Annotated in this window: 22 protein-coding genes and 1 pseudogene; 6 read left to right on the forward strand and 17 right to left on the reverse strand. The window is 46.4% G+C overall.

Going from position 1 to position 24,732, the window contains the following annotated elements; genetic code table 11:
* The first annotated feature begins 52 nt into the window (after positions 1 to 52).
* Positions 53 to 1,423: an NCS2 family permease gene (locus PG915_RS01710; RefSeq protein ID WP_353497609.1), complete on the forward strand. Its 1,371-nt coding sequence runs from the start codon at positions 53 to 55 to the stop codon at positions 1,421 to 1,423.
* 185 nt (positions 1,424 to 1,608) lie between these two features.
* On the opposite strand, the pseudogene PG915_RS01715 reads toward PG915_RS01710, so the two are convergent.
* Together PG915_RS01715 and PG915_RS01720 are read right to left on the reverse strand one after the other, a co-directional pair.
* Positions 1,609 to 2,920, reverse strand: a pseudogene (locus PG915_RS01715) (IS4 family transposase).
* 125 nt (positions 2,921 to 3,045) lie between these two features.
* Positions 3,046 to 3,912, reverse strand: coding sequence for a YicC/YloC family endoribonuclease (locus tag PG915_RS01720; RefSeq protein WP_353497610.1), 867 nt, complete (start codon positions 3,910 to 3,912; stop codon positions 3,046 to 3,048).
* A 172-nt stretch (positions 3,913 to 4,084) separates the two neighbouring features.
* Between PG915_RS01720 and rph the strand changes: the two genes are divergently transcribed.
* Both rph and pyrE read left to right on the forward strand, forming a co-directional pair.
* Complete coding sequence (gene rph, locus PG915_RS01725) at positions 4,085 to 4,801, forward strand: ribonuclease PH (RefSeq protein WP_353497611.1); 717 nt, start codon at positions 4,085 to 4,087, stop codon at positions 4,799 to 4,801.
* Between the two features lie 237 nt (positions 4,802 to 5,038).
* Complete coding sequence (gene pyrE, locus PG915_RS01730) at positions 5,039 to 5,680, forward strand: orotate phosphoribosyltransferase (RefSeq protein WP_353497612.1); 642 nt, start codon at positions 5,039 to 5,041, stop codon at positions 5,678 to 5,680.
* A gap of 89 nt (positions 5,681 to 5,769) precedes the next feature.
* Here pyrE and PG915_RS01735 read toward each other — a convergent pair whose 3' ends face one another.
* Entirely contained in the window at positions 5,770 to 7,176 is a 1,407-nt protein-coding gene (locus PG915_RS01735; RefSeq protein ID WP_353498640.1) for an ArnT family glycosyltransferase, read from the reverse strand.
* A gap of 180 nt (positions 7,177 to 7,356) precedes the next feature.
* Entirely contained in the window at positions 7,357 to 7,851 is a 495-nt protein-coding gene (coaD, locus tag PG915_RS01740) for a pantetheine-phosphate adenylyltransferase (RefSeq protein WP_112478478.1), read from the reverse strand.
* Between the two features lie 123 nt (positions 7,852 to 7,974).
* Here coaD and PG915_RS01745 point away from each other — a divergent pair, with 123 nt between their 5' ends.
* Complete coding sequence (locus tag PG915_RS01745; protein WP_353497613.1) at positions 7,975 to 9,009, forward strand: glycosyltransferase family 9 protein; 1,035 nt, start codon at positions 7,975 to 7,977, stop codon at positions 9,007 to 9,009.
* Here PG915_RS01745 and PG915_RS01750 read toward each other — a convergent pair.
* Positions 8,978 to 9,763 (reverse strand): glycosyltransferase family 2 protein, encoded by a 786-nt coding sequence (locus PG915_RS01750; protein WP_353498641.1) that lies wholly within the window; start codon positions 9,761 to 9,763, stop codon positions 8,978 to 8,980. The genes PG915_RS01745 and PG915_RS01750 overlap by 32 nt on opposite strands.
* 30 nt (positions 9,764 to 9,793) lie before the next feature.
* Entirely contained in the window at positions 9,794 to 10,846 is a 1,053-nt protein-coding gene (locus PG915_RS01755; protein ID WP_353498642.1) for a glycosyltransferase family 9 protein, read from the reverse strand.
* A 186-nt stretch (positions 10,847 to 11,032) separates the two neighbouring features.
* On the opposite strand from PG915_RS01755, the gene PG915_RS01760 reads away from it, so the two are divergent.
* Together PG915_RS01760 and PG915_RS01765 are read left to right on the forward strand one after the other, a co-directional pair.
* The gene (locus PG915_RS01760; RefSeq protein WP_353497614.1) at positions 11,033 to 11,830 is read left to right on the forward strand and encodes a glycosyltransferase; all 798 of its coding nucleotides are present in this window, start codon (positions 11,033 to 11,035) and stop codon (positions 11,828 to 11,830) included.
* A gap of 70 nt (positions 11,831 to 11,900) precedes the next feature.
* Entirely contained in the window at positions 11,901 to 12,581 is a 681-nt protein-coding gene (locus PG915_RS01765) for a 3-deoxy-D-manno-octulosonic acid kinase (protein ID WP_353498643.1), read from the forward strand.
* A 102-nt stretch (positions 12,582 to 12,683) separates the two neighbouring features.
* Here PG915_RS01765 and PG915_RS01770 read toward each other — a convergent pair whose 3' ends face one another.
* From PG915_RS01770 to PG915_RS01820, 11 genes are all read right to left on the reverse strand, one after another.
* Positions 12,684 to 13,604, reverse strand: a complete 921-nt coding sequence (locus PG915_RS01770; RefSeq protein WP_353498644.1) for a WavE lipopolysaccharide synthesis family protein — start codon at positions 13,602 to 13,604, stop codon at positions 12,684 to 12,686.
* A gap of 7 nt (positions 13,605 to 13,611) precedes the next feature.
* The gene (locus PG915_RS01775; protein WP_353497615.1) at positions 13,612 to 14,355 is read right to left on the reverse strand and encodes a glycosyltransferase family 2 protein; all 744 of its coding nucleotides are present in this window, start codon (positions 14,353 to 14,355) and stop codon (positions 13,612 to 13,614) included.
* Entirely contained in the window at positions 14,352 to 15,941 is a 1,590-nt protein-coding gene (locus tag PG915_RS01780) for a capsular biosynthesis protein (protein ID WP_353497616.1), read from the reverse strand. Before PG915_RS01780 ends, PG915_RS01775 begins: the two co-directional genes overlap by 4 nt.
* Positions 15,932 to 16,312 (reverse strand): HAD-IIIC family phosphatase, encoded by a 381-nt coding sequence (locus tag PG915_RS01785; protein ID WP_353497617.1) that lies wholly within the window; start codon positions 16,310 to 16,312, stop codon positions 15,932 to 15,934. Before PG915_RS01785 ends, PG915_RS01780 begins: the two co-directional genes overlap by 10 nt.
* A gap of 176 nt (positions 16,313 to 16,488) precedes the next feature.
* Complete coding sequence (locus tag PG915_RS01790; RefSeq protein ID WP_353497618.1) at positions 16,489 to 17,736, reverse strand: O-antigen ligase family protein; 1,248 nt, start codon at positions 17,734 to 17,736, stop codon at positions 16,489 to 16,491.
* 27 nt (positions 17,737 to 17,763) lie between these two features.
* Positions 17,764 to 19,041: a lipid IV(A) 3-deoxy-D-manno-octulosonic acid transferase gene (waaA, locus tag PG915_RS01795; RefSeq protein WP_353497619.1), complete on the reverse strand. Its 1,278-nt coding sequence runs from the start codon at positions 19,039 to 19,041 to the stop codon at positions 17,764 to 17,766.
* The gene (locus tag PG915_RS01800) at positions 19,038 to 20,453 is read right to left on the reverse strand and encodes a 3-deoxy-D-manno-octulosonic acid transferase (RefSeq protein ID WP_353497620.1); all 1,416 of its coding nucleotides are present in this window, start codon (positions 20,451 to 20,453) and stop codon (positions 19,038 to 19,040) included. The genes waaA and PG915_RS01800 overlap by 4 nt, the downstream gene beginning before the upstream one ends.
* A 19-nt stretch (positions 20,454 to 20,472) precedes the next feature.
* A complete protein-coding gene (locus PG915_RS01805) occupies positions 20,473 to 20,877 on the reverse strand; it encodes a GtrA family protein (protein WP_353497621.1) in 405 nt (134 codons plus the stop codon).
* 2 nt (positions 20,878 to 20,879) lie between these two features.
* Entirely contained in the window at positions 20,880 to 21,860 is a 981-nt protein-coding gene (locus PG915_RS01810) for a glycosyltransferase family 2 protein (RefSeq protein ID WP_353497622.1), read from the reverse strand.
* A 37-nt stretch (positions 21,861 to 21,897) separates the two neighbouring features.
* Positions 21,898 to 22,932 (reverse strand): lipopolysaccharide heptosyltransferase II, encoded by a 1,035-nt coding sequence (gene waaF / locus PG915_RS01815; protein ID WP_353497623.1) that lies wholly within the window; start codon positions 22,930 to 22,932, stop codon positions 21,898 to 21,900.
* Positions 22,929 to 24,698, reverse strand: coding sequence for a polysaccharide deacetylase family protein (locus PG915_RS01820; protein ID WP_353497624.1), 1,770 nt, complete (start codon positions 24,696 to 24,698; stop codon positions 22,929 to 22,931). Before PG915_RS01820 ends, waaF begins: the two co-directional genes overlap by 4 nt.
* Positions 24,699 to 24,732 lie beyond the last annotated feature (34 nt).

Below are 24,732 nucleotides of genomic sequence, written 5' to 3' on the forward strand. Positions count from 1 at the left end.
TTATTGCGCATACGTTTGCGTCGGCGTGTTTTCTATCTTAAAAGGTACCACTGTGAGTGCAGAATTAGCGGGTCAGAGACAGACCAACCCTTCCTTTATCGAAGCGACCTTCAAGGTGAGTGAGCGTAAGTCTACGATTGGCACTGAGGTGTACGCAGGCTTTATTACCTTTCTAGCGATGAGCTACATTTTGGCGGTCAATCCGGCTATTTTGGGCGATATTCCTGGTATGGATCGCGGTGCAGTATTTACCGCAACGGCGCTGGCGGCGGCGTTTGCGACGCTGATTATGGGTGTGTTTGGCAACTATCCGGTGATGCTTGCTCCTGGTATGAGCATGAACGGCTTTTTCAAAGGCATGCTGTTAAGTGGTTCGGTAGCGCTGGTTTGGCATGAGGCACTGCTTGGCATCTTTTTCTCAGGCATCATCTATTTGATTTTATCGATGACTAAGATCCGTAAGGCGATGATTGAGTCGATTCCAGAAGACCTCAAGTTGGCGATTACGGTTTCACTCGGTTTGTTTATTGCGTTCTTGGGTCTTAAGAACGCAGGTATCATCGTTTCAAACCCAATCATTTTGGTGAGTATGGGCGATATTCTAAACCCTCAGGTCATGATCGCTTACATCAGTATTTTTATTGCGCTTGGTTGTATGGTTCGCGATATCAAGCTGGCGACATTTATCTCATTCATCTCCGCTATTATTTTGACTATCCTTGCCGACACTTTTATGGGCACGGCAAACGCACCAATTCCAGAACAGCTTGTGGCAATGCCGCCAAGCATGGCTGGTAGCTTTGGTGCGATCTTTGATTTTTCTGGCCTAACGGCAGAGAAGATGTTCGACTTGCTGTTTATCGTTATTATCTTCTTGATTGTCGACTTCTTTGATGGATTGAGCACGATAGTGGGCGTGGGCCGCGATGCAGGCATCATCGACAAAGATGGCAAGGTGCCAAATGCGCGCTCAGCACTCGTCGCTGACGCAGGTGGCACTGTGATGGGTTCGCTGCTTGGCACAACGTCGGTAACGGCATTCTCTGAATCGGGCATTGCCTCTTCTCAAGGTGCGAGAACTGGTCTCGCGGCGGTTGTGGTAGCAGGCTTGTTCTTTGTGTCACTGTTCCTTTACCCGCTATTCTCCTTGTTCTCAGCGGCCATGGTGGCGCCAGCAATGGTGGTGGTAGGCATTTACATGATTGGCCGCTTAGGGGATATCAAGTGGGATAAGAAAGAGTCTCGCATTGCTGCCTTCTTTACCATCATGTTTACCGTGCTGAGCTTCTCTCCTGCAAACGGCATGGCAATGGGCTTTATTAGCTATGCGTTTAGTATGGTTGTGGCAGGTAAGGGCAAAGAGGTTCACCCGGTGATCTATGTGTTGTCGGCGCTGTTTATGACTTACTTGGTGTTGTTGTAGTCACTAATAATCGGAATACTACCCCCCACAGCGCCGTCATTCCTGCGTAGGCAGAAATCTAATTGAGGCTTGGTGTGCGTGTTGAGTAGACTCCTGCCTGCGCAGGAGTGACAGCTATTTTAGTGCGGGAAATATTCAAGCAATAAAAAAGCAGGCATCAGCCTTAATGCTTGTAAGTTAAGAAGCTAACACCTTTTAGAAGGCCTAGTCGCATAGCGACTGGGCCTTCTTTTTACCGCTCTTGGATAGCTCCTATCTCGCCTTTCTGGCAACGTAAAACTCTCAGCCATATCTAGGATATAGTTCATCACCTCCGGGATTCTTCCAGGTGCGACGGCAGGAAGGAGTTGTAACTGTCCTATTAAGAACAACGAAGCTTGTTTAAAGCCTATCTGGTAAGGCATTACCTTGTTTTGGTCGTAGGCCATTTGGCACATTAAGAACCGAAGTAAGTTATAGGCCAACAGCATCCCCCACAGTTCTTGTTCTATTAGTTCGGGCTTTTTGCTTCTTAGAGTCAGGTTGTTTTGAAGCATATATTGTTTCATCTCTCGATAACCCAACTCTATCTCCCATCGATGTCCATAAAGCTCTGAGATGTCTTTTCCTGGGTAGCGCAAGGGGTCAGTCATCGAGGTTAACAACCGTACCTCCTTACCCTTAATAGTCTTAGTTATCAATCGAGCTTCCAGTGTTTCTGGTGCATCGTGCCACTTTTCCTAGCTTGAGGGGATAGCTTTAATTCGACCAACTCTTGCCCACGCCCTAACTTGCGAAGCATTGTGTATTGAGCTCCTTTACGCATTGGAATAAGCCAATGCCTCTCTACCCTGTTGTCTGCCAACGGTGCAATAGTCCTAGAGCGTAAAAACCTCTATCGAAGATAGTTAGGCTATGGTCGGGAGAGCGCTCAATGAGCTCCGTAGTTAAGTCCACTTCGCTCTTTGATGTAGAGTCGAACGATGCACTATTTAGAAGGTGACTTGTCAGCTCCATATGGCAGACCATTCGGACCTGAGGGTATTCGGACGAGCACTTTTGATTCCGAGTTCGACTGAAGCGCTCATCATTGTCTTTAGTATCAGGGGTTCGCCAGACTACACCGTCGACCGCATGAAGTGTTAAACCATGCCAGTCTGGGTGGGGCGTTTTGTCATTCCATAGTTTCTGCGTTTGAGTAAAGACGGATTTCATGACATCGGAGCCCAGCCTTTGTCTTGCCTGAATTACTGCACTCGGAGCAACAAATGGCTTCTTACCTGGGAGAAGAATATCCAGCTTCGAGACGACCTTCTCCATGGACAAATGGCGATACAGAGACATCCCAACAACACTCCAAACCATCATTTCCATTGGTAACCTTCGTCTGCGAATAGTCGTAATTCCTGTATCTTCCAAACACTGGGAAATGAGTTCTGGAGAAAGCAGATCAGATAAACCCGAAAGTTGCTCTGCAGAGAATTGATGAACTTGGTTAAGAGCCTGTCTTAAAAACATAAAAAAAATCCGAGTGCATTGAATACACTCGGATTTTGACACTTTGAATGGATCGTTCAACCGATCATTTAGTTGTTAACTGATCGGCATTAGGCATCAGCCTGCTTTTTTATCATTCAACAGAATTATTCAATATTCTGAATTTGCTCACGCATTTGCTCAATCAACACTTTAAGCTCAACGCCTGAAGCGGTGATGTCAGTGCTGATAGATTTTGAGGCTAGGGTGTTCGACTCGCGGTTGAACTCTTGCATCATAAAGTCAAGACGACGGCCTACGGCGCCACCTTTTTTCATAATGCTATTGGTTTCTTTAACGTGAGAGTCAAGGCGGTCTAGCTCTTCTGCTACATCAGATTTTTGCGCTAGAAGAATCAACTCTTGCTCAACACGAGAGGCATCTAGCTCGATTTTTGCCTCTTCAAATTTGCCCAATAGGCGTTCACGTTGCCATTCAATAATTTCTGGCATGCGAGCACGAACTCTCACGACTTCTTCAGTAATTGCATCAAGACGCTGTACGATCAACGCTTTCATGTTGTCGCCTTCACGACCACGCGCTTCAATGAAATCCGTTAGTGCGCCTTCAAAACCATCTAATAGCGCTTTGTTGATGGTGTCCATATCTTGCTCTGGTGTTTCCATCACACCTGGCCACTGCATTACTTGGAATGGATTGATGCGGCTGTCTTCGCCAGTCAGCGCCATAACTTGATTTGCTGCGCCAATCACTTGCTTAGCCAGTGTCTCATTGATGTTGAGTTCACCTTTCGCAGCTGGGTTTGCTTCAAAACGCAGATGACATTCAACCTTACCGCGCGCCAGGCGCTTACGAAAACGCTCACGAAGTACAGGCTCTAGACCACGGAACTGCTCTGGAAGACGGAAGTATGTTTCGAGATAACGTTGGTTTACAGAGCGGATTTCCCATACTGCGCTACCCCAGTCACCTTTGACCTCTTTGCGCGCGTACGCGGTCATGCTGTAGATCATGAAATGATTCCCTTGGATTCAATAAATGTGTTCAAACTGTTCTCATGTTAGCACAGCGGGGGAAGAGAAGTAATCTGGTGATTGGGGGCAGGGTAGAGAACCTAGACCCCTTTTCAGTTCTCCGCTATAATCTTCGCCCAACCTAACTCCTTCCCTAATTAAGGTAATGCCCATGCGTCCAAATGATCGCGCAGCAGACCAAGTGCGCCCAATAAAAATTACTCGCAACTACACCGCTTATGCAGAAGGTTCTGTATTGGTGGAGTTCGGCAATACCAAAGTGTTGTGTAACGCCACTGTGGAAGAGAATGTACCTCGTTGGCTAAAAGGCCAAGGTAAAGGCTGGGTGACAGCAGAATACGGCATGCTACCACGCTCGACGCACTCAAGAATGCGTCGTGAAGCAGCAAGCGGTAAGCAAGGCGGCCGTACGATGGAAATCCAACGTCTAATCGCTCGCAGTCTGCGCGCGGTAGTTGATCTAGAAGCCATGGGTGAAGTCATGGTAACGGTAGACTGTGATGTTATCCAAGCAGATGGTGGCACGCGTACTGCCTCTATTTCTGGCGCAAGTGTGGCAATGGCTGATGCGTTTGCTCACCTTGTTGCGAAAGGCAAGCTAAAGGCGAACCCAATGAAAGGCCACGTTGCCGCTGTCTCTGTGGGCATTCTTGGTGAAGATATTTTGTGTGACCTTGAGTACACAGAAGATTCTGCAGCCGATACGGATATGAATGTGGTCATGACGGAAGATGGTCGCATGATCGAAATCCAAGGCACCGCAGAAGGCGAACCGTTCAGCCATGATGAGTTGATGGCGCTACTGGCGTCAGCAAACAAAGGCATTGCCGAGATCGTAGCAGCTCAGAAGCTGGCTTTAGAAGATTGATTGATAGCTCCCGTAAGGGGGCTATTTTTTTGAGTAAGACAAAATATGGCTTGGTGAGCGCGTTGAGTAGACCCCTGCCTGCGCAGGGGTGACGAAAACCTCGAGTTTTGAGAGTAGTGGCGCGTTATTCCTGCGCAGGCAGGAATCTACTTAAAGCGATCGCTAACCTTGAATGGAACCATGTCTACCGGGGTATGGCAACAAACATACCTAAACACAACAACCGAGAGAGATAAAATGAAAGCATACCAGCGTGAATTTATTGAATTTGCATTAGAGAAAGAAGTCCTAAAATTTGGCGAGTTTACCCTTAAATCTGGTCGTAAAAGCCCTTACTTCTTCAACGCTGGGCTTTTCAATACTGGTCGTGACCTTGCTCGTCTAGGTCGCTTCTACGCAGCAGCACTGGCTGACTCAGGTATTGAGTTTGACGTGCTATTTGGCCCAGCTTACAAAGGCATCCCAATCGCAACAACAACAGCGGTAGCACTTGCTGATCACCACGATATCGACACGCCATACTGTTTTAACCGTAAGGAAGCGAAAAATCACGGTGAAGGCGGCAACCTCGTAGGTAGTGCACTCGAAGGCCGTATTATGCTGGTGGACGACGTGATCACCGCAGGCACTGCGATTCGTGAGTCGATGGAAATCATCAAAGCCAACGGCGCTGACCTAGCGGGCGTATTGGTCGCGATTGACCGCCAAGAAAAAGGCAAGGGTGAGCTATCCGCGATTCAAGAAGTTGAGCGTGACTTTGGCTGTGCGGTGATTTCAATCGTAAGTCTGACAGACCTAATTACTTATCTAGAAGAGCAAGGCGGCAACGCTGAGCATCTAGAAGCGGTAAAAGCGTACCGTGCGGAGTTTGGTATTTAATAACTCGTAACAGTTGATTAAAACAAACTGTGTTTGAATACAAAAAAAGGCCTGAATATTCAGGCCTTTTTTACTTTTGTCATTGAGGTTTATTGCTGCGGTTTGACTTTACACAGAATAGCGCCGCGGTTGTGGCTTTCAGCTATCACATCACTGCAATCAAATTGCTCTTGGTAACGTGGGAAGTCATGGGTCATTCTGTCTTTGAAGGCGATCAGATAGAATTGGTCTAGCCCTTCAAGTTGCTCTTCTGTACGCAGAACCTTTGCCTGACCATTACTGTAGTACTGACCAGAGTATGAGCGTGGATATACGTAGAAGATTTTAACTTCAGGATCCAAGCTGAGAATGAGGTGCTTATCACTACTGTCGGCAATTTTTCCCGTAGATAGCATATAGGTAGCCGCAATCAGCGCAACGGGCACGATAAGCGCAGCAATCGTCAACCAAATGGTATCTTTATTCTTCCAGAAAATCGCAATCAATAGACCAATCGCTGGTGTACCTGGTAGTACGTAGGTCGGTAGAATATTGCTTGAAACCGTGAACAAGATAAGCGGTGACAATGCCCACCAGATCGCAAAGCTCGTGAAACCGTGGTTTTGTTTTGCTTGCTCAAGGCCAAACTTAGCGCGTACCAACATGAGTACCGGTAGAATGAGTGACCACGGTAATACCGCCAGTAACCAGAAGAGCCAGATTTTACCTTTCGGCTCCTCGTGACCCGAGCCATAAAGATCACCCGTCCAGCCTGGCTCGACGAAGCGCTTGTAGTGCTCGCCCACAATGAAGTAATCGATAAATCCAGGTGTGGCGCGCTCTGCCATGATGTACCAAGGCAGCGCAATGGCTAGCATGAGCAAGGTTCCCTTGATAAGCGGGAATCGACGCCATAGCTCCACAAACGCGCCAATCAGCCCATGTTGAATGACCATCCATGGGAATACCGCCAAACCAAATAGCACAATCGCCACCGGCCCTTTTGCGAGCAGGCCAATAGCAAGACCAATAAAGCCCACATAGCCCCAAAGCGTCTCACCGCGCCAGCATTGGTAGAAACCAATCATGGCAAGTGCAAGCCCTAAGGTAAGCGCCATATCGGTCATCACAGCGCCCGCTGAGATTGAGAATACCAGCGTGGTCGATAGAACGACAGCTGCAACCAGTGGGTTGTAGCCATTCTTCTTCGCAAACCATGCAGCACCAGCCACCACAACAACGCCAGCAAGCCAGTGTGGTAAGCGCAAGGTAAATTCTGACAACCCGAAGAGCTCAACGCTAGCCGCACTCATCCACGTGAACAGTGGTGGTTTACCCCAAAACGGAACGCCATAGTCAAACAATGGTGTTAGCCAGTTACCAGTTTCCACCATCATTCGCGCCATCTCACCATAGCGTGATTCAGTTGTGTCCATTAATGGATAGAATCCAAGCGAGAGTAGACGGATTAACAACGCGGCAATGAGTAGGAACCACAGCGTTCGCTGTTTATTTATCATTTTCATATGCTCCAAAAGCGGGACTGCGGCCGAGATAAATAGTAAGGCCGATGCTGAGCAAGACGACGCTATATCATCTTGCCGAACAAAAAAACGTTCGAAGTCTCACACATTCTTCAAGTGTAGGTCAATAAAATAGCAATCAAACTATTGTTAATTTGTGTATACCGGATGACCTTACACCACCTTCTTCGTTTGTAGTGCTTGCTCAATAAGTGGTGGTACAAATTGGCTAACATCTCCTCCGTGAATAGCGACTTCGCGGACTAAAGTGGAAGAGATAAATGCATGTTCTTCTGCTGGTGTAAGGAACACACTTTCCAATCCTGGTAGCAGTCTGCGGTACATGTTCGTTAGACCAAATTCGTATTCGAAGTCAACCGTCGTGCGCAGGCCGCGGATCAGCACATTGGCCTTTTCATCTTCGGCAAAGTTAACCAATAGACCAGAAAAACCTTTTGCCGTAACGTTATCTAAGTGCTTGGTGACTTCGCGGGTGAATTGCACGCGCTCATCGAGCGTAAACATGGTGTTTTTACTTGGACTGGCAGCAATGGCGATGATGACTTCATCAAACATGGTTGAGGCACGTTCAATCAGATCTAAATGACCATTGGTTATGGGATCAAAGGTACCAGGATAAATCACACGAGATAGGCGTTTTTTCGTCACGGTATTGGCTCTTGTTAAAAGTTTGCGTCAGTGTAGCACTTTCCAGCGTTTATTAGGAATGAGGTTGCCAGAACACAATGAATTGCTATTATCCTCAAACAGCTAGGTGATAAGAGAGCAAAGATGAAAAACATACTGGTGGTTCGCAACGACAAGATAGGCGATTTTATGTTGGCATGGCCAAGCTTCGCGATGCTTAAAGCATCGATGCCGGATTGTCGAGTCACTGCCTTGGTTCCTAGCTATACCGTGGCGCTGGCAAAAGCCTGTCCGTGGATTGATGAGGTGATTGTAGATTGCGGTAAAAACGCCGACAAGCACACGCAAAAGTATCTGGTTCAAACACTAAAGGGCGCGAAGTTTGATGCATCCATCAACCTGTTCTCAACCACTTACAACGCTCTGTTAGTGTGGAAGGCGAAGATCCCGTACCGTTTGGCGCCTGCGACCAAGTTTGCTCAGCTTTTCTATAATCGACGCATCAAGCAAAAACGCTCACAAAGCGCCAAGCCAGAATACGAGTATAACCTCGATCTTGTTCGTGCATTTCTCACCGACCAGTCAATAGATATTGTGGAGCCGCGCGCACCGTATTTCTCTTTCTCTCTTGATGCGCTAGCGAAGCAAAAAGAGAAATTAGCAGTTGAGCTTGGTCTAAATAAAGCGCTGCCTTGGATTTTTGTGCATGCCGGAAGCGGCGGTTCAGCCAATAACCTCACCCTTGAGCAGTATTCTGATCTGGTTGCTGGAATCGATGGCAATTTCAATGTGGTATTAACCGCTGGGCCTGGCGAAGAAGAGAAGGCGAGGGAGCTGCAGGTTCTGTTGGCAGAGAAGCAGATAAACAGTGTGGTGTATGACAAAAATGATGGGTTGGTGGATTTTTCCTGTTCGCTTGCCTGCGCCAGTCTGTTTATCGCCGGCTCAACAGGGCCTTTGCATATCGCCGCTGCGCTTGATGTGCCAACCGTAGGTTTTTTCCCAGCTAAACGCTCTGCAACGCCACTACGCTGGAAACCCCTTAATTCAGATGGACGTCACTTGGCGTTTTCACCGCCTCAAGCCGAGGACAAAGCGAGCCAAGAGAACATGACTCGCATCGATATTGCTAAAGTGACGCAAGAACTCAACCTTTGGGCGGCTCAGTACTTGTCCTAACCCAGAGATCGGCGTATTTCACGAATGTGGAGTGCGCCGATAGCAAACATAGCAGTAAGCCTTGTTTACCATCTAAGAATCCGGCTTTGACGATGTACATTTTCACAAAGCAGGCCACAGCATGCAAAATACCCTGTGAAATGCTCGATTTCTTGCCTCGCTTTTCTCTTTGTTCAGCCCACGCCTTGGCATAACCTGCAGACTTCACCAAGTAGTGGTGAATGTCGTCATAGGTGTAATGGATAAGATCGCCTTGCAGGGTTTCAATCGTCATTGACTTGTCGGTCTCGACTTTTTCGTGCACTAAGGAGTCATTGTATTGCGTGAGCTTAGTCGGGTAGAGGCGCAATACTTTGTCTGGATACCAGCCACAGTGTTTGATGAAGCGACCAAATACCCAACTTAGTCGGGCAAACTGATAAATAGTGGTGGGAGCGTTTTTACTGACCGCTTCCAAAATGCTAACTTTGAGCTCTGGAGTGACGCGCTCATCGGCATCGAGCCAAAACACAAAGTCTGATTGGACATGACTCTGTGCGAACTGTCTCTGACGGCCAAATCCAGGCCAATCACTGTTGGTATAGAACTTAGCACCCATCTCTTCAGCAATAGCCTTTGTATCATCGCTGCTGCCGGAGTCTAAGATAACAATTTCATCCACCCAGCCTTGCACTGTCTCTAGGCAAGCGCGTAGATGCTTTGATTCATTTTTTACTATCAGCGCGACAGCAAGTGTTGGTTTGGTCACTGTTATGATCCTTGGTTGATTGTTTTTCTTGTTACTCTATTGAAGCGCTTCTGATTTCACCACATGGTCAAACATCGCAACCACGCTTTCAGCTTTAATGCGCTGCATAGCATGCTTGTCTTTAACCCGTGCACGCCATTCAAGCTCACGGCTGGCTTTCCCCGTTTCAGCGACAATCGCTTCTTCATAAGCCGACACCACATAATCCAAATAACGATACGGGCCAGTGCGCTGTGGATTATGGTGAGCATACAAACCGATCACCGGTGTCTGCATTGCATTAGCCATGTGGGTTGGTCCCGTATCTGGTGCAATCACCAAATCACCCATATCAAGCAGAGCCAGCATCTGCATCAGGCTACTTTGACCAATGACGTTGGTGATTGTGTGAGAGCACAAAGCTTCGATTTTCGCGCCAAGCTCCACTTCAATCGCGGCAGGGCTACCTGCCAAGATGACCTTCCATCCCTTCTCAACGGCATGATTAATCACAGCAACATAACCTTCCGCCGTCCAGTTTTTATAGCCTTTGCTGGCGGCAGGAACAATGATGAGATTTCGCTGTCCCACTAAAAGCGGCTCTACCCAATCAGCGTGCTGCTGACTATAGTTTAGCTGCCAACTGGGAAATTCAGCAGGAATGCCGAGGGTATCATTGAAAGCGAGTAAGCCATCCAATACATGCATTTTTTGCGGAGAAGGCACTTTAACGTTGGTGAATAACTGCTGAAAATCTTGCGCTCGATCTGCATCAAAACCTAATTTGTAATTGGCTTTAATACCCAAAGTCGCGATGCTCGCGCGCAGTGCATATTGCATGTGAAGTAGAGCATCAAATTGTTGACCATGGAGCTGGCGCCATAAATCGCGATAGCCACGCCAGCCTGCTTTTTTGTCAAATACGACGATATTGACGCCTTGAATACTTTTCAGTAGCTTGGCTTCTAATGAGCCAGTTACCCAGGTGATTTGAGTCTTAGGCCAGTGAGCTTGGATCGCTTGTACCGCAGCGATGGTGTTGCACACGTCGCCAATAGCAGAGAGGCGAAGAATGCAAATCGATTGTGGTGGAGAGGTAAACAGTGCCATAGTGCCAGCGCATTCAGTCATAGATTGGCAACGATTATGCAGCGAAGAAAATAGAATGTAAAATTTCGCCACAGTGCTAGAATCGCCGCCCTAAAACGATAGACTTTACAAATTGTTAAACTCTGTCACTCTTTGAATAGTGATTCTAAAGGATGATGTTCTATTACCATGCGGTATGAAGTGATTATGTCGGCCTATAACGACGCCGACGTCCTACAGCTGACTTTATCTGGTTATCTCAATCAGGTGGATAAGGACTTTGGTATTTGTGTGGCGGACGACGGTTCCGGACCTGATATCGAGCAGCTTGTTGAAGAGTTTCAGCGGAAGGGGCTGAGAATTCGTCATATCTGGCATGAAGATAAAGGTTTTCGGCGAACGGTTATTCTCAATAAAGCTGTGGCGAGCTCACAAGCGGAGAGAATTATTTTCACCGACAGTGATTGCATACCACACCCCTGTTTTGTTGCCGATCATAAGGCCGCTAGTCGTCCCAAAAGACTGGTAACAGGCCCAAGAGTGTATTTAGGCCCCGATATCACCCAGTGGTTAAAAAATGGAGACTCGTCGATTATCGAGTTAAACAGAACCTCGTTGTTGATTTGGCTCTCCATACGTAAGCAACTGTCGAAAATCGAGCAAGCAATCCGCTATCCTGCATGGTTACTGCCTTTCTTCAATCGAATGAAAACAGTATGGCCTTATGGCGCCAATTTTGCTGTCGATCGCCAAGACCTTCTGTTGGTCAATGGTTTTGATGAGGACTTCTTAGGCTGGGGTGGGGAGGACGTTGATCTCAGTCATCGTTTATCCTTGGTTGGTGTGACGGCGCATAGCTCTCTAGGACGAGCCGTGGTTTACCATCTTGAACATCCGATCCGAGAGGCAGACGATGGTGATGAAACGCTGACCCAACTTAAACAGCAAAAACTGAATACCACCGCTGCTTATTGTCGCAATGGCATGAATAAATGGTTAGATTAGGTATCTAACCACCTATTATCTACTCGGCTTCGGAGACCCAGTGCAACAAGTATCCCCCAATCCCAATACCATGATCTGGTATGACAGCACCTTTATCTCTGCGCCAGATGAGCAGCTTTTTTGCTCGGATTACTGGCAGAAACAAGACAAGGTACTCGGCAGTGCTCAAGGTCGTGGTACCACTTGGTTTGTGGAGACCGAACATTTACCGGCGGCGTTACGGCACTATCGTCGCGGTGGACTATTTGGCAAGCTAGTGCGTGACCAATATTGGTTTAATGGTTGGCACAATACGCGTAGTTTTCGGGAGTTCTCATTGCTAAGCAAGCTGATTGAGGCAGACGTCAATGTCCCACGCCCGCTCGCGGCAATGGCTGTGCGCAGTGGACTGTACTATCGCGCTGATCTTTTGAGTGAAAAGATTGCGAATGCACAAGATCTTGTCGCTATTTTGCAATCAGGTGCGCTAGAGAAACTGGCGTATCATCGAATCGGTGCAGAAATACGAGCAATGCATGATGTGGGGGTCAACCATACCGATCTCAATATTCATAACCTACTCATTGATGATCAAAACAAAGTTTGGATTATCGATTTTGATAAATGCGCTGAGCAGCCCGGTGAGAGCTGGAAGCAAGATAACCTCAGCCGTCTAAAACGTTCTTTTGAAAAAGAGTTAGGGCGTTACCAAATCCACTGGCAGTTAGAGGATTTTGATGAATTATTGAAAGGATATGAGCTAGGAAAGTAATTGACTGTTCAGACTTCATGAGTAATAGGATTATTATTACTCATGAAGTCTTTATCATGCCTGTATCAACTCACGTATGAGCCAAACACATTGAATGGCAGCTTAAGGAAGGCGGCGAGCAATACGTCCGCAAAATTGCTTGAATGCACGCTCAGCCCTTTTTTTATCGAGCTTTGGTTTTGAACCATGGTTTAGTGCCAGCCAATCTTCTAGATCGTATTCTAGTGAGAGGTTACCCCGTTGGTAAAATCTCTCCGTGACATCCAATTGCAATGCTTCCGGGGTGTCCACAATAATATTGTTGGCAATAAAGTCTCCCCAAAATGTTGACGGTAGATTAGCACTATCATCGGCCTTGCTGTTGATATGCAGTGGTTCCCCAAGCAAGTCACTTAACCATGATAGGGTAAGAAATTGCTCAGTTGCAGGGTAGCGTTGCTTTTTACCTGAGTTAAGTTCGAAGTGAATCTCCGGTATTGGTTTATTAGGCCATACTTTGAGTAGGTCTTCCGTCAGTCCAAAGTCAAACAAATCACTTTTATGGAAATGCACAGTTTTTCCATAGTGAGAGCCAATAAAGAACGCACTTGAGGTGATTATTCTTTGCTTAAAGTATTGAAACTTTGCTGCACGAGGCAGATCGTAGTACTTACAGTAAGTGTCAACAAACGCTCGGCCTGAGAGCAAATTGTCGCTACGAAGCTTAACGGCATATCGTGAGGAAACCGCTGCCAATCCGGCGTTCGAGCTCTTGAGTTGACGGTTGTTGTTCAGAACTAACGGGGTGCCATCATTAAACACCTTATTCGAGCCAGGGTCGACGGACTCGACCAGAACATCATAATCCAGACCTTCAATAGGCTGATTTTCCCAAGTAGACAAAATGATCGTCGAACTGGGAAAGAACTGACGAATCGATGCTAAGCAGCGCTGGGTGATGCCTTCGATTTGTTCTCTGCCTGGAGTTTGTTGCACTGGTCCCTGGACAACGAATGTAATGTCAGAATCATCAATCACGATAATACCCCCACTAAGCGTCATGCTTTAGAAAATCACTATATTCTGAAGGTACTCCGCAAAAAATCACCTCTTCTCTAGGAATCAAGTGATAGTGAATCTTTCGCGATGCTTGAATGAGTTCGTTATACAAAGGCGCGACATAGAGCTCACCTTTTTCCCATTGCTCTTGAGGCTTGGTCAAGTAGTGATAGTAAGCCTCAAGATACTGTTCTAAGGAATGGAAGTGGTAGAGGCCAGTACAACAAAGATCTGAGATTGGATTTTTTTCTGCCGTTTGAACGACCTCTGTACTGTCATCGGAGATAGGCTTGGCAAATGACCAGTTGTCTCCCTTGCCTCTAAATACCTCAAGGTACCCATCCCCTAGCGTGTTGAGATCAGGAAATTCGAAGTTTGGTCTAAAGGTATCAATATTAAAAATGGTGAGCGTCTGATCTTTTGAGCTCTGCTGAGACGCTTTCCATTTTTCAAGCCCCAAGGTTACCGTTTCAGCTTGCCCGCGCGTTTCATCATTTAAAATGACGATATCGAAGTTAGAGATGCCGAGAGTATTCGCTTGTTGTTCAACAAATGCTGGAGTGTCGTAAACATTACGAACAATAAATAGAAAGTGTTCGCTTTTAAAGTAGAGAGAGAAGCTTTCGACAGCATGATCAAACAAGGTTTTTCCATGTGCCATTAACATATATTTTGGCTTGTCATAACCGGCTTTAAAAAAGCGCGAACTCATACCAGCCATGGGAATTACTATCATTTTTCTAGCCTTTTCATTAGGAAAAACAGCCTAAAGGCATTGGAAAACAATGCTTGCTGGCGTTTTTTGTCATCGTTATGCAGAGGAAGCATCGACAGAAACAGTTGGATTTGCATTGCCATCAAGGAAACGGCAGAGATATCGAACTCATCAGCAATTAGCTCGATAAAGCGTTGTTGAATGGTTTTGTGTCTGGCGGGCTCATCAATGTGAAAATGGATCTGGTCTTGTTCTATTTCAACATCGTAATATCCAGCAATAATCCAGTCATACATCCCCAATATCGAGTGGCTAAGCTTAGCAATGTCGTAGCGGATGTCTCCGTAAATGGTCAAGGTACCATCAGGTGTCATCCCTCTCGGATCTATGGTTTTGATTCGAGCTGCGCGGAAATCATATAGAATATTACTAAAGCAGAAATCCCCGTGTAGAACCGAACTTGGCCAACCTATATTACAAGGAAGGTGTTGACTACTGTGGCTCAATACTTCGGTTAACGAAACGGGAGGTTCGTTATTAAATTGCCACTTATCTGTTAGTTTTATGCCATTATCCGCGCAATATTCATTTAGTCTTACGGCGGTTTTGTTCCCGAAAAGCTCATTTAAGTGATTGGCGGAGGTATCGGCTGGAGCGTGCTCTTTTAAACAGCTCTTTAAGAACTCAATCGAGCCCAAAAGGATCTTCTCCCAAATTGCAGGAGGTAAATCACTAAATACATAAAGTTCGTTCAGCGCGGTTTGATGGAGGTACTCTAAGCGATAAGATACTTGGTTGCTTTCTACTGTACTTCCTAAAAACTGGGGTATGAACCCTCTTAAAGAAAAGGGAAGCTTAGCAAACCAGTTCGCTTCTGCTGCAATCTTATGACTTTTAACAGAAGATTTCTCCACCCAGCTCGAGTTTATCTTTAGCTCATTAAAGGCTCTCTGAGTGGTAAACGAAGCTTTAGAACGATAGTAGGTGTTCACATGCCCAAAATCGAGCCAATGGTTTGAGAATGCAGGCGTAAGCCCTACCTGCTTATGGTAGCGATTTAGACCGTTGAGGAAATTCCAATTGCTCTGAGTGACCGATTTTATCAACTGCCTTGGTGAGCTGAACTTAAAGTAGCCATTGACGACGTTATGCGAGTTGCTTTCAATTTGGTTATGACTATCCTTTAGCCACTGCATGTCATCATTGGTGACGACCGCCCAATTGTAGCTGTCAGTTACATCGGACACGCCGACTATGTCATCGCCTCGAGGTAGTTCAGTAAAAAGTGTATCACCGAACAATACGTGCAGCGGTGTATCTAGCGAATGCTCACTAAGATTTAATGCTGCGACCAAAGATGCACCAAGAGACAGGCCATCAGGAGTCTCGAGCACGTCAACATTTTCACTTTCCAGCCATCTCTTGTCTGTACTGGATACTTGGTAAGACTCGGGTATTGAAAGATAGACTTTCACCCCTTTCGGTGCCAGTTTAACTTGATGCTGAAACAGTCTACGATTTCCTAAAGGCAAAAAGCTTGGCGGAATCATTCCAAACTCGGATTGGAGTTCTTGGCCAACGTATGCCGCAGACATAATCAGGAACATGCTTTTTCCTTTTCGAGCAGTTCATTGATTTGTTCGCGTGATAAATCCGCAAATTCAGAAGGCCTTACCGCGCGATCATCAATATAAAAGCCATCGTGTCCGCACCATGGCTTGCCAACGAGGATCTCATCGTACGGAACGTTGTGTTTATCTAACCATTCGGTAATTATCGGTAAAGTGTGAATGTTGATTTTGCCCACGTTGCCTTCATAGGTTCTCATATTACGAGCCGTTGAGATGGTAATATCAAAGCCTTGGCTCTTATACTCGCGAAGTTTTTGGATGACATCTTCGCGGGGAAGTACATTGCGGTAGTCTGATGTATTTGCCTGAGTCAGTGTTCCATCTAAGTCTACAACCAGTCTCTTCAATTTAGACTCCTTTTTATCAACAAAGCTACTTTGCACAAATAGCGAATGGGAAAACATAGTTTAAGTATTGTTTAATTTCTTGAACAGTATAACAAAACCTATCGGCTTACGCTGAAATCAGCGTATGGAATGTCTTTTGTTTAATTCATTCTCAGTCCCAGAATTGTTACTTGGAGCTAATGATTTTCTGCGTGTTTAGCTCGTATGAGGAACCCGAGTAAGATGGCGTTGGTGGTCGCGTAGAGCACGATGCCTTCATTGTGAAGGAAGTGGGCTTGAGAAACGCAAAAACCTGCTGTAGAGAGAATGTTGACTCCTCCAAGGGTTGCACAAAGCTTTGTTTCTGCGCCCTTTGCCTTAACTAGATTGCTTAAGTAGAAGATGCCAGGAACGGCTAAAAAGGCCATTAATCCGACAAAACCAATGACTCCCCGTTGCGACAGGGCATTGAGGTAGGAGTTATGAGCGTTGCCATTAAAACCACGCGCGTACTCTGATAGCTCGCCAGTGGCAACCGCTAGGTCTAAGCGAGGTTGTAATGCGTGCTCCCCCCAGCCAAGCAGAGGCTTATCTAAGAACAACTGCCATGCAAACTTCCACATTTCAATGCGTACACCAACGGATCCTTGCTCAGATTGCGCTTCGCTAGCAACGACAGCAACGCGATCTTCAATACTGAGCGGTGCAGTAACAACGACTAACAAGAGGGTAGCAAACAGCGATAAAAATGCGATAGCTAGGTAGCGGCGGGATACTTGTTTGAAAAAGACCGCTGCGGCTATCAAGTAAGTCAGTGGCGCTAGTATCCACCCGCCTCGGCTGAGTGACAATACACTCGCAGCAAGTGCTAAATTTGCGCCAAGTAGGCAAAACCACGCCAGTTTTTGCTGGGACTTGTGCCAATAGAGTGAAAGTGTAAACAAGAGTGAGGAAAACAAGATAGCGGCATTGCCTTTTTGAATTGGCATGAGCGCAGCGAAACCACGGATATGGTCAATATAGACATTAAAACCAGAGATTAGGCACCCTAGAAACGCACCTAAAGTCAACCCGTAACATAATGATTTTATTGATACTCTGGTGAATATGACCGCGTAACTGACGATACACAATAGTAAGGCTTTAGCTGGGTACTCAATTGAACTCCCAATACTTCGAGTATCAAGATCTAAATAGGCGCTTAAGGTGATGATTGCTAGGTGAATAGCAAACAAGCCAAACGTCCAATTGAGTAGTTGTAGTTCTTTTATCTTTGGCCTAGTTTCCCCTTTCCGATGATAGACCAAGGTTGCAATTGCTGTTAAAGCCAACAAGGCAGAAAACACATTGAAGCCTTCATTGAAATAAGACGCAAAAAAAAGAGCGATGAATAGGGCGCTTAACGTGTTTATCCAGGCTGGAGCGCTAGAGTAATTAGTATTCATAGTGATTCGATGTCTATTTACGGCAGATTAAACGGGTGTAGAGAGGCTGTCTAAGGTGCGGGTTAATGCTCCTTGGTTTTGACGAACCACCTGCTGGCTTGCGCTACCCATGGTTGACGCAAGAGACGGTTTTTCTATGAGTTTAGAGACAGAACAAAAAATTTGCTCAGTATTCTCGCAAACAATCGTACCCTGATTGTCAACGAGCTGTTGAGTAATCTCTTTAAAGTTAAAGTAGCTTGGCCCGATGAGACTAGGAATCCCGATGGCTGCGGGTTCAAGTAAATTGTGTCCGCCCACTTTTTTACCGAGTAAGCTACCGCCCATGAAGCACACATCGCTTGCGGCGAGATATGTCATCATTTCTCCCATGGTATCTCCTACCACAATTGAGGTTTTAGCTGTTAGCTCAGAAGCCATTTCAGAGCGTTTTTCGGTATTAAAGCCGTGATCGTGACATAGCTTAGCTACATCGTTAAATCGCTCTGGGTGTCTGGGGACAATGATCAAAAGAAGATCCGGGTGCTTATGCAGTAACTGTCGATGCACTTCGAGAATGTGCTCATCTTCTCCATTGTGTGTGCTAGCCGCAATCCAAACAGGTCGTTCTTGCCCGAAAGAGGCTCTCAATGAACCCCCTTTCTCAATTTGCTGCTCAGAAACATGGATATCAAATTTTATCGATCCGGTTACGTAAATTCGCTCCGATGCGACACCCAAGCGTTTAAAGCGATTCGCATCGTCGTCAAACTGACAGCAAAGTACAGAAATTGTAGGGGCAATGGTATTGAATAGTGGCTGTATTCTTTGATAGCGGCGACAAGAGCGCTCTGATAAGCGAGCGTTGATCACGGTGATCGGTACGCCAGCGTGCGCGACGCTGTGCAACGTATTTGGCCAAAGCTCAGTTTCGACGATGATCATTTTTGACGGCTTAATCACGCACATGAAGCGTTTGACTGCAAAACAAAAGTCGAGCGGCATATATCTGTGCTCGGCAATATGACTCAGTTTTTCAGCTTGTTCTGCACCTGTTGCAGTTGTCGTGGTGATGACTATTTGGCTGTTAGGGTTTTCTGCGGCGTATCGTTTAATAAGAGGAGTTACCGCAAGAACTTCGCCAACAGAGACAGCATGAAACCAAATGACGGGGTTACTGGAACGTTTTAAAGGAGGCGTTACGCCAAAGTGCTCACGCCATCGCTTACCGACGCTCGGCTTTCCTGGTTTGGACTTAAATAAGCCATACAGAAATACCGGAGCGACGATAGCAAGTAATAACGTATAAACGAAGCGAACTATCATTGCGATTTCACGTTCGGGCTAATTAGTGACTCTTCTATTAAGTAATGTTCGGTCTGCTGCACATAGTCAGCGTTATAGGAATACTTGATGCTGTCGTGTGAAGCGAGCAGATTCAGCACCAATAAGTAACCTAGCGCCGCTTTTAGCAATAACAAGCGCTTTTCTGGATAGGTGAACCAAGTTGCGACATATGAGGTGAACTTATAACGCTGTACAAAACGCGTTAGTTTAATTGGAGCCATGATCCCTGACTCTTTTGATACCAAGACACTACGAATCCCAATGAGGATTGGCAAAATGGCGAATGGGTACACTAAGATCAAGTGCCAATATGAGAACGTAATTGGAGACAATGCCGCACTAATGAGTACACCGACTACTGCACCAAATGCATACAATTCAAGCCATTGTTGTTTTTCTACGTTCCCACGACCTCTGAGGCAGAGTGGTTTAACACGTTTCCACCAAAGCCAGTTGAATCTAGCCGAGATGACAACGGTCGCCGCGCCAACCACAAACACAAGCGTTTTCCATAGAGTTAGCGCTGAGAGTTTCAACCATTGTATTTGGGTTAGCCAATCAAACTCCCCATAAGCAATTACTTTGTTTGAAAACAGCATTGAACCGTATCGTAGCCAGTAAAGTAGGGCTTTAAGAACCGGGTATACATGAACCAGGCCATAACCAATATAGCGGTCACTCTCGCGAGATAGTTCGTCATTGACAGCATACTCTTGTAAGTAGGGCACCAGTGATAGCACCAAAGCAATCACGGCTGAAATCGCCCCAAGCCAAGAGACTTGTCCCATTTGGCGATAGAAAAGATAAACAGAAATCACCGCTAAAATTGGCCATGAATAATGCAGTTGCATCGCCAGACCGATTGAGAGTACGTGGATAAACGTATACCCCAAAGATTTGCTTTGGCTCATTTTGGTAGCAGACCAAAGGTGCATGGCAGCAAACAGACACAAATATGACGGGTTATACAGCAGGCTATCGTATAAGAACCAAGGATTTAGCCAGTAGATCGCAAGAAATAATAATCGCGTTAGCGAGTTATCTTTTTCGGGCATCATGGTTTTAATCACATTGTCCAGAAGCACGAGAGAAACAATGCGCAGGGCAATGAGCAGCACCATTGGAGACCAAGGTGAATCCCAAACCAACAATGGTAGCCCAATAAGCCACGTCGACAGTGAGCCAGGAACATTCCCCACTGCACTAGCCGCATTACCATAGCTCAACCAGGTATCCTGGTAGGCACCCAAATAACCCTTGTAGAGCATTTGCGTTTGATCACCAGTGAGGATCTGGTTTTGTGCATACAGGAACGTAAACGCGAGACCAACGGCAAAGCCTAAAGCGTAAATCCAATGAAAATGTCGTTCTGCGATGGAATGTTGGTTCATATAAGACTCTTTAGAGCGGTTAGTGAGGTGTGGACTCTGAGGAGCCGGAATAGGTCCACACTTTGTGAATAAGATAGGTGATGATGGGTAATATAACGACGACCATCATTATACGAATGTAGCTATTCCAGTCAGAGAACAGTTCACTTATCGCTTGTGAAATCATTAAAGCGCCAAACTGCACCATAAAAAAGCGCAGCGCATTACCCAGATTGACCTTGTGTCTAAACACCAATACCGTCTGGGCAAAATAAGAAAAGACAAACGCGATTGAGAAGCCAACAATATTGGCGTATAGCACACTGTCTTTGACTAGGTGAATAAAGCTAAAGGCGACAGCAATGTGAATAGCGGTCGCCATTCCGCCCGTGAGGGCGAAACGGACAAGGCGATACTGAAGCAGTCGGTCAAGCAGCGCTCGCATCGTTACTGGCTCGGACTATCGTCTTGTGACTTAACGATTGAAGGGGAGCTAATGCTATCTTCTTCAATGATATAGGTTGGCCTGCGTTTGGATTCCATATAAAGGCGCCCGATATACTCCCCCATAACACCGATGCCAATTAACTGCACACCACCAAGGAATAGCATGATGGTGATGGTCGAGGCATAACCAGGAGCATCAATACCGTAGATAAGGGTTTTTACTACGGTGAAGCTGCCATAAATAAAAGCAAGAGCCGATATAAACGAGCCAATATAGAGCCAAATACGAAGTGGCGCAGTACTAAAGCTGGTAATACCATCAAGAGCAAAGTTCCACAGCTTCCAGCCGTTAAAGCTGGTTTCACCCGCTTCACGCGCTTCACGTTTGTACTCGACCACCGCGGTTTTAAAACCTACCCAAGAGAAAATGCCTTTCATAAAACGCTGGTTTTCAGGCAGCAGTTGAATGGCATTGACTACGCGGCGATTGATTAAGCGAAAGTCCCCGACGTTTTCAGGGATATCGACCTGAGCAACGGCGTTGTGAAATTTATAGAACATCTCAGCAGAGAATTTTTTCGCCCACGAGTCGGTGCTGCGATCGGCACGTTTTGCCACAACCACGTCATAACCTTCTCGCCACTTTTCGAGAAAATCGTGAATAAGCTCAGGTGGATCTTGCAGATCTGCATCAATTGGGATCAGCACTTCGCCACGGGCAAGATCGATACCAGCGGTCAGTGCTGCTTCTTTGCCAAAGTTTCTTGATAAATTGACGACACGGATATGGGCATCTTGCTGCTGTAGCTGCTTGATCACCGATAGTGTATTGTCTTTACTGCCATCGTTGATCAGAATTACTTCGTAGTCATACTCGGTTTGCTGTAAAACCGTAGTGATACGCTCCATAAACAAGCTCACCACTTGCTCTTCGTTATAGCAAGGGCAGATGATGGAGATGGTCGGGCTATTCGTTGTCATTCTTTTTCTCTGAACAATATTTGTTGTGTCGTTTTCATCACGATTGAATATCTAGAGCTGCAAGCTTGGCAATAACCGTACTCGGTTCTAACTGTTTTAAACAATTCATATGACCCAGTGGGCATTCACGCTTAAAACATGGTCGACACTCTATATCAGTATTGACGATCTGTACACGATCACCGAGAGGTGGCGTATAGTCTGGTGAGCTCGAGCCATAAATCGCGACAATATTACAGCCAACCGCCGCAGAGACATGCATGAGCCCCGAATCATTACTGATCACGGTGTCGCAAGCCGCCAGTAAATCCACTGCTTCAATAAGCGAGGTGTTGCCCGCCACGTTATAACAATGTTGCTGCGCCTCTGGCGTCAGAGCATTGCGAATTTTTTCAGTGACTTCGCGATCTTTTGCCGAGCCAAACAGCCAAACTTGCTTACCATTATCTATCACATGTTGTGCTACTTTGGCGTAGTGCGCATCTGGCCAGCGTTTAGCTGGACCAAACTCAGCACCCGGACACATGCCAATCGCGACTCTGTCGTTGGTTAGCGAGAACTTGGACAGCGTTTGTTTTTGAACCTGCGTATCAACAGATAGCTTAGGTCTTGGGCAAGTTTCCAATCGTACTTCATCCAACATAGCGTCTTTTGGACTCGCCAAAGCGACAAATCGTTCCACATAATATTGAAAAATACGCTTGTTCGGGCGTAAATCGGTTAGCAGGCCATAACGAGTTTCGCCTTTCCAGCCAATACGGTTAGAGATCCCAGCAAATAGCGGTATTAATGCTGATTTTGCAGAATTAGGTAGCACGTAGGCATGAGTGTAGCCATGCTGCTTGAGTTGTCGGCCAATGCGCCAACGCCCTTTTAAATCGAAAGCACCATGCCCGATAGGCATTTCAATGGAGCGATTGACTTGTGGCATTCGCCCGAGAATTGGCTCACACCAAGCGGGTGCAAGCACATCAATGGTCGCCTCTGGATAGCGGTTTTTTAGCTCAATATAGAGACTTTGCGACATCACCATATCGCCGACCCATGAGGGGCCTATGACTAGGATCTTCATGATTTCACTTTTCTAAATAGGTAATTGCCGCGCACTTTGCGCCATAGCCCAAACACATCAGTTTTCGGGAAAATAGCGATACGGCGAACTTGATAAGGGTCTTGATGAAACGCTAAAGGACCAGAGTTGGTCGCGACCGCGTATTGGTAGCCCGCTTCTTTAGCGATTTGCTTAGACGCTTGATTGTGCTCACCAAATGGGTAGGCAAACGACGTGAGTGATTTACCCAGTGTCGCCTCAAGCGCCTTCTTGTTTTCGATAATTTCGAAACGCTGCTGTTCATCGGTCAAAGTATCGAGTTTCGGGTGGGTGAGAGTGTGACCGCCAATCTCGATATGTCCTGACTCTGCCAATTGTTTGACTTGTTTAGCGTTCATCAGGGGCACGGATTTCTCAGGGTTTGATGGGTTTTCTACATCCCAGCGATTAAAGGTCTCACCAGTGACCACATACACCACGGCCTTAAAGTCATGTTTTCGTAGAACGGGAAGCATGAGCTCTAGGTTATCAACATAACCATCATCGACAGTCAGCATGATATAGCGTTTGTTGGCCTCCAACCGTCTAATTAGGCGGCCATCTTGCAAATCTTCGAATGTTAGCGTCTCAAATCCCATCTTCTTGAGCAGCGCCATATGCTTATCGAACATATCAATATGCAGATACGTACCGTGGACACCTTTGCCACTGTCATCTTTGATGAAGCGATGGTACATGATGACAGGCATTTCACGCCTTAGCGTGGTGACGTAGACGTCTTGGTAAATACGTTCAATATCATCGACAATATTGGTCAGACTATAATTGCCGCGAATGGTCTCGCTGGTGGTTTGCGAGCAATGCGAACTACTTAGCCCTTTTTCGACCAGAGCGGCAATTTGGGTAAAGTCGATATCGAGGTCAACAGGGCCAATATCACCAAAGTTCGTCGCCATGGCCTCGTCGACATTGTTTTCATCGACAATGCCAATGCAAGTCGCTTCACCAATAGCAAGCGTCGGCCTGCCGCAAAGCAGCGCTTCCATAGCGACTCGGCCTGCACCGATCACTAAATCCGCTTCACCAAGCATGGCTGGTACATCATCGGTGTAGCCCACAAAGTTGACGCTTGATGAAAACTTCTCAAATCGTGACTCAAACTTAGAACCCGTGACGACTCGAATATCGTATTTTCCGGCATCTAAACACTCATCGAGTAGGCGATAACACAGTTCACCTTTTGGACCGCTCAAACGGCCAACAATAGTGACGACAGGTTTAGTGTTGTTTGGTGCGTCAAGCCATTGGAAGCTTGACGTTTCAATGCCGTTACGGCTCACTTCCATTTGTTCCATCGGCACTGCTAAGTCGTTGTGGAGTTGGTCACGAATCGCCTCACAAACCGGTAGAGCCTTATCGCCCATAGCATGAAACTTCTTGCGTGAGGCATGCACAGGTTGGCGACCATGCACAGTTGTGACCATTGGCGTGTTAGTGATTTTGCACGCGACGTGACAGCTCCAGCTCGATGCCCGTGAGTGGGCATGAACCAACTGAATATTGTGCTTCTTGATAAGGTAGACGAGATAACCCACATGCCAGAAACGACGCGGCACACTGCGCTTATTGAAACGCAGTGAGAAAAAATCGCCTTTGTGTGGCTTGGTCAAAGTGTCAGAGACATAAAACACGTTATGACCCCGAGCAGTCAGTTCATTACCTACCGTAGTAGCGTAAACCTCAGCCCCAGTCACTTCGAGCTGGGACAGAGCCATAAGAATGTTCATGAATAAACTCTTTTAGATTGTTCTCTATTGTGTC

The organism is Vibrio sp. CB1-14 (genome assembly GCF_040412085.2).
Taxonomy (GTDB): domain Bacteria; phylum Pseudomonadota; class Gammaproteobacteria; order Enterobacterales; family Vibrionaceae; genus Vibrio; species Vibrio chaetopteri.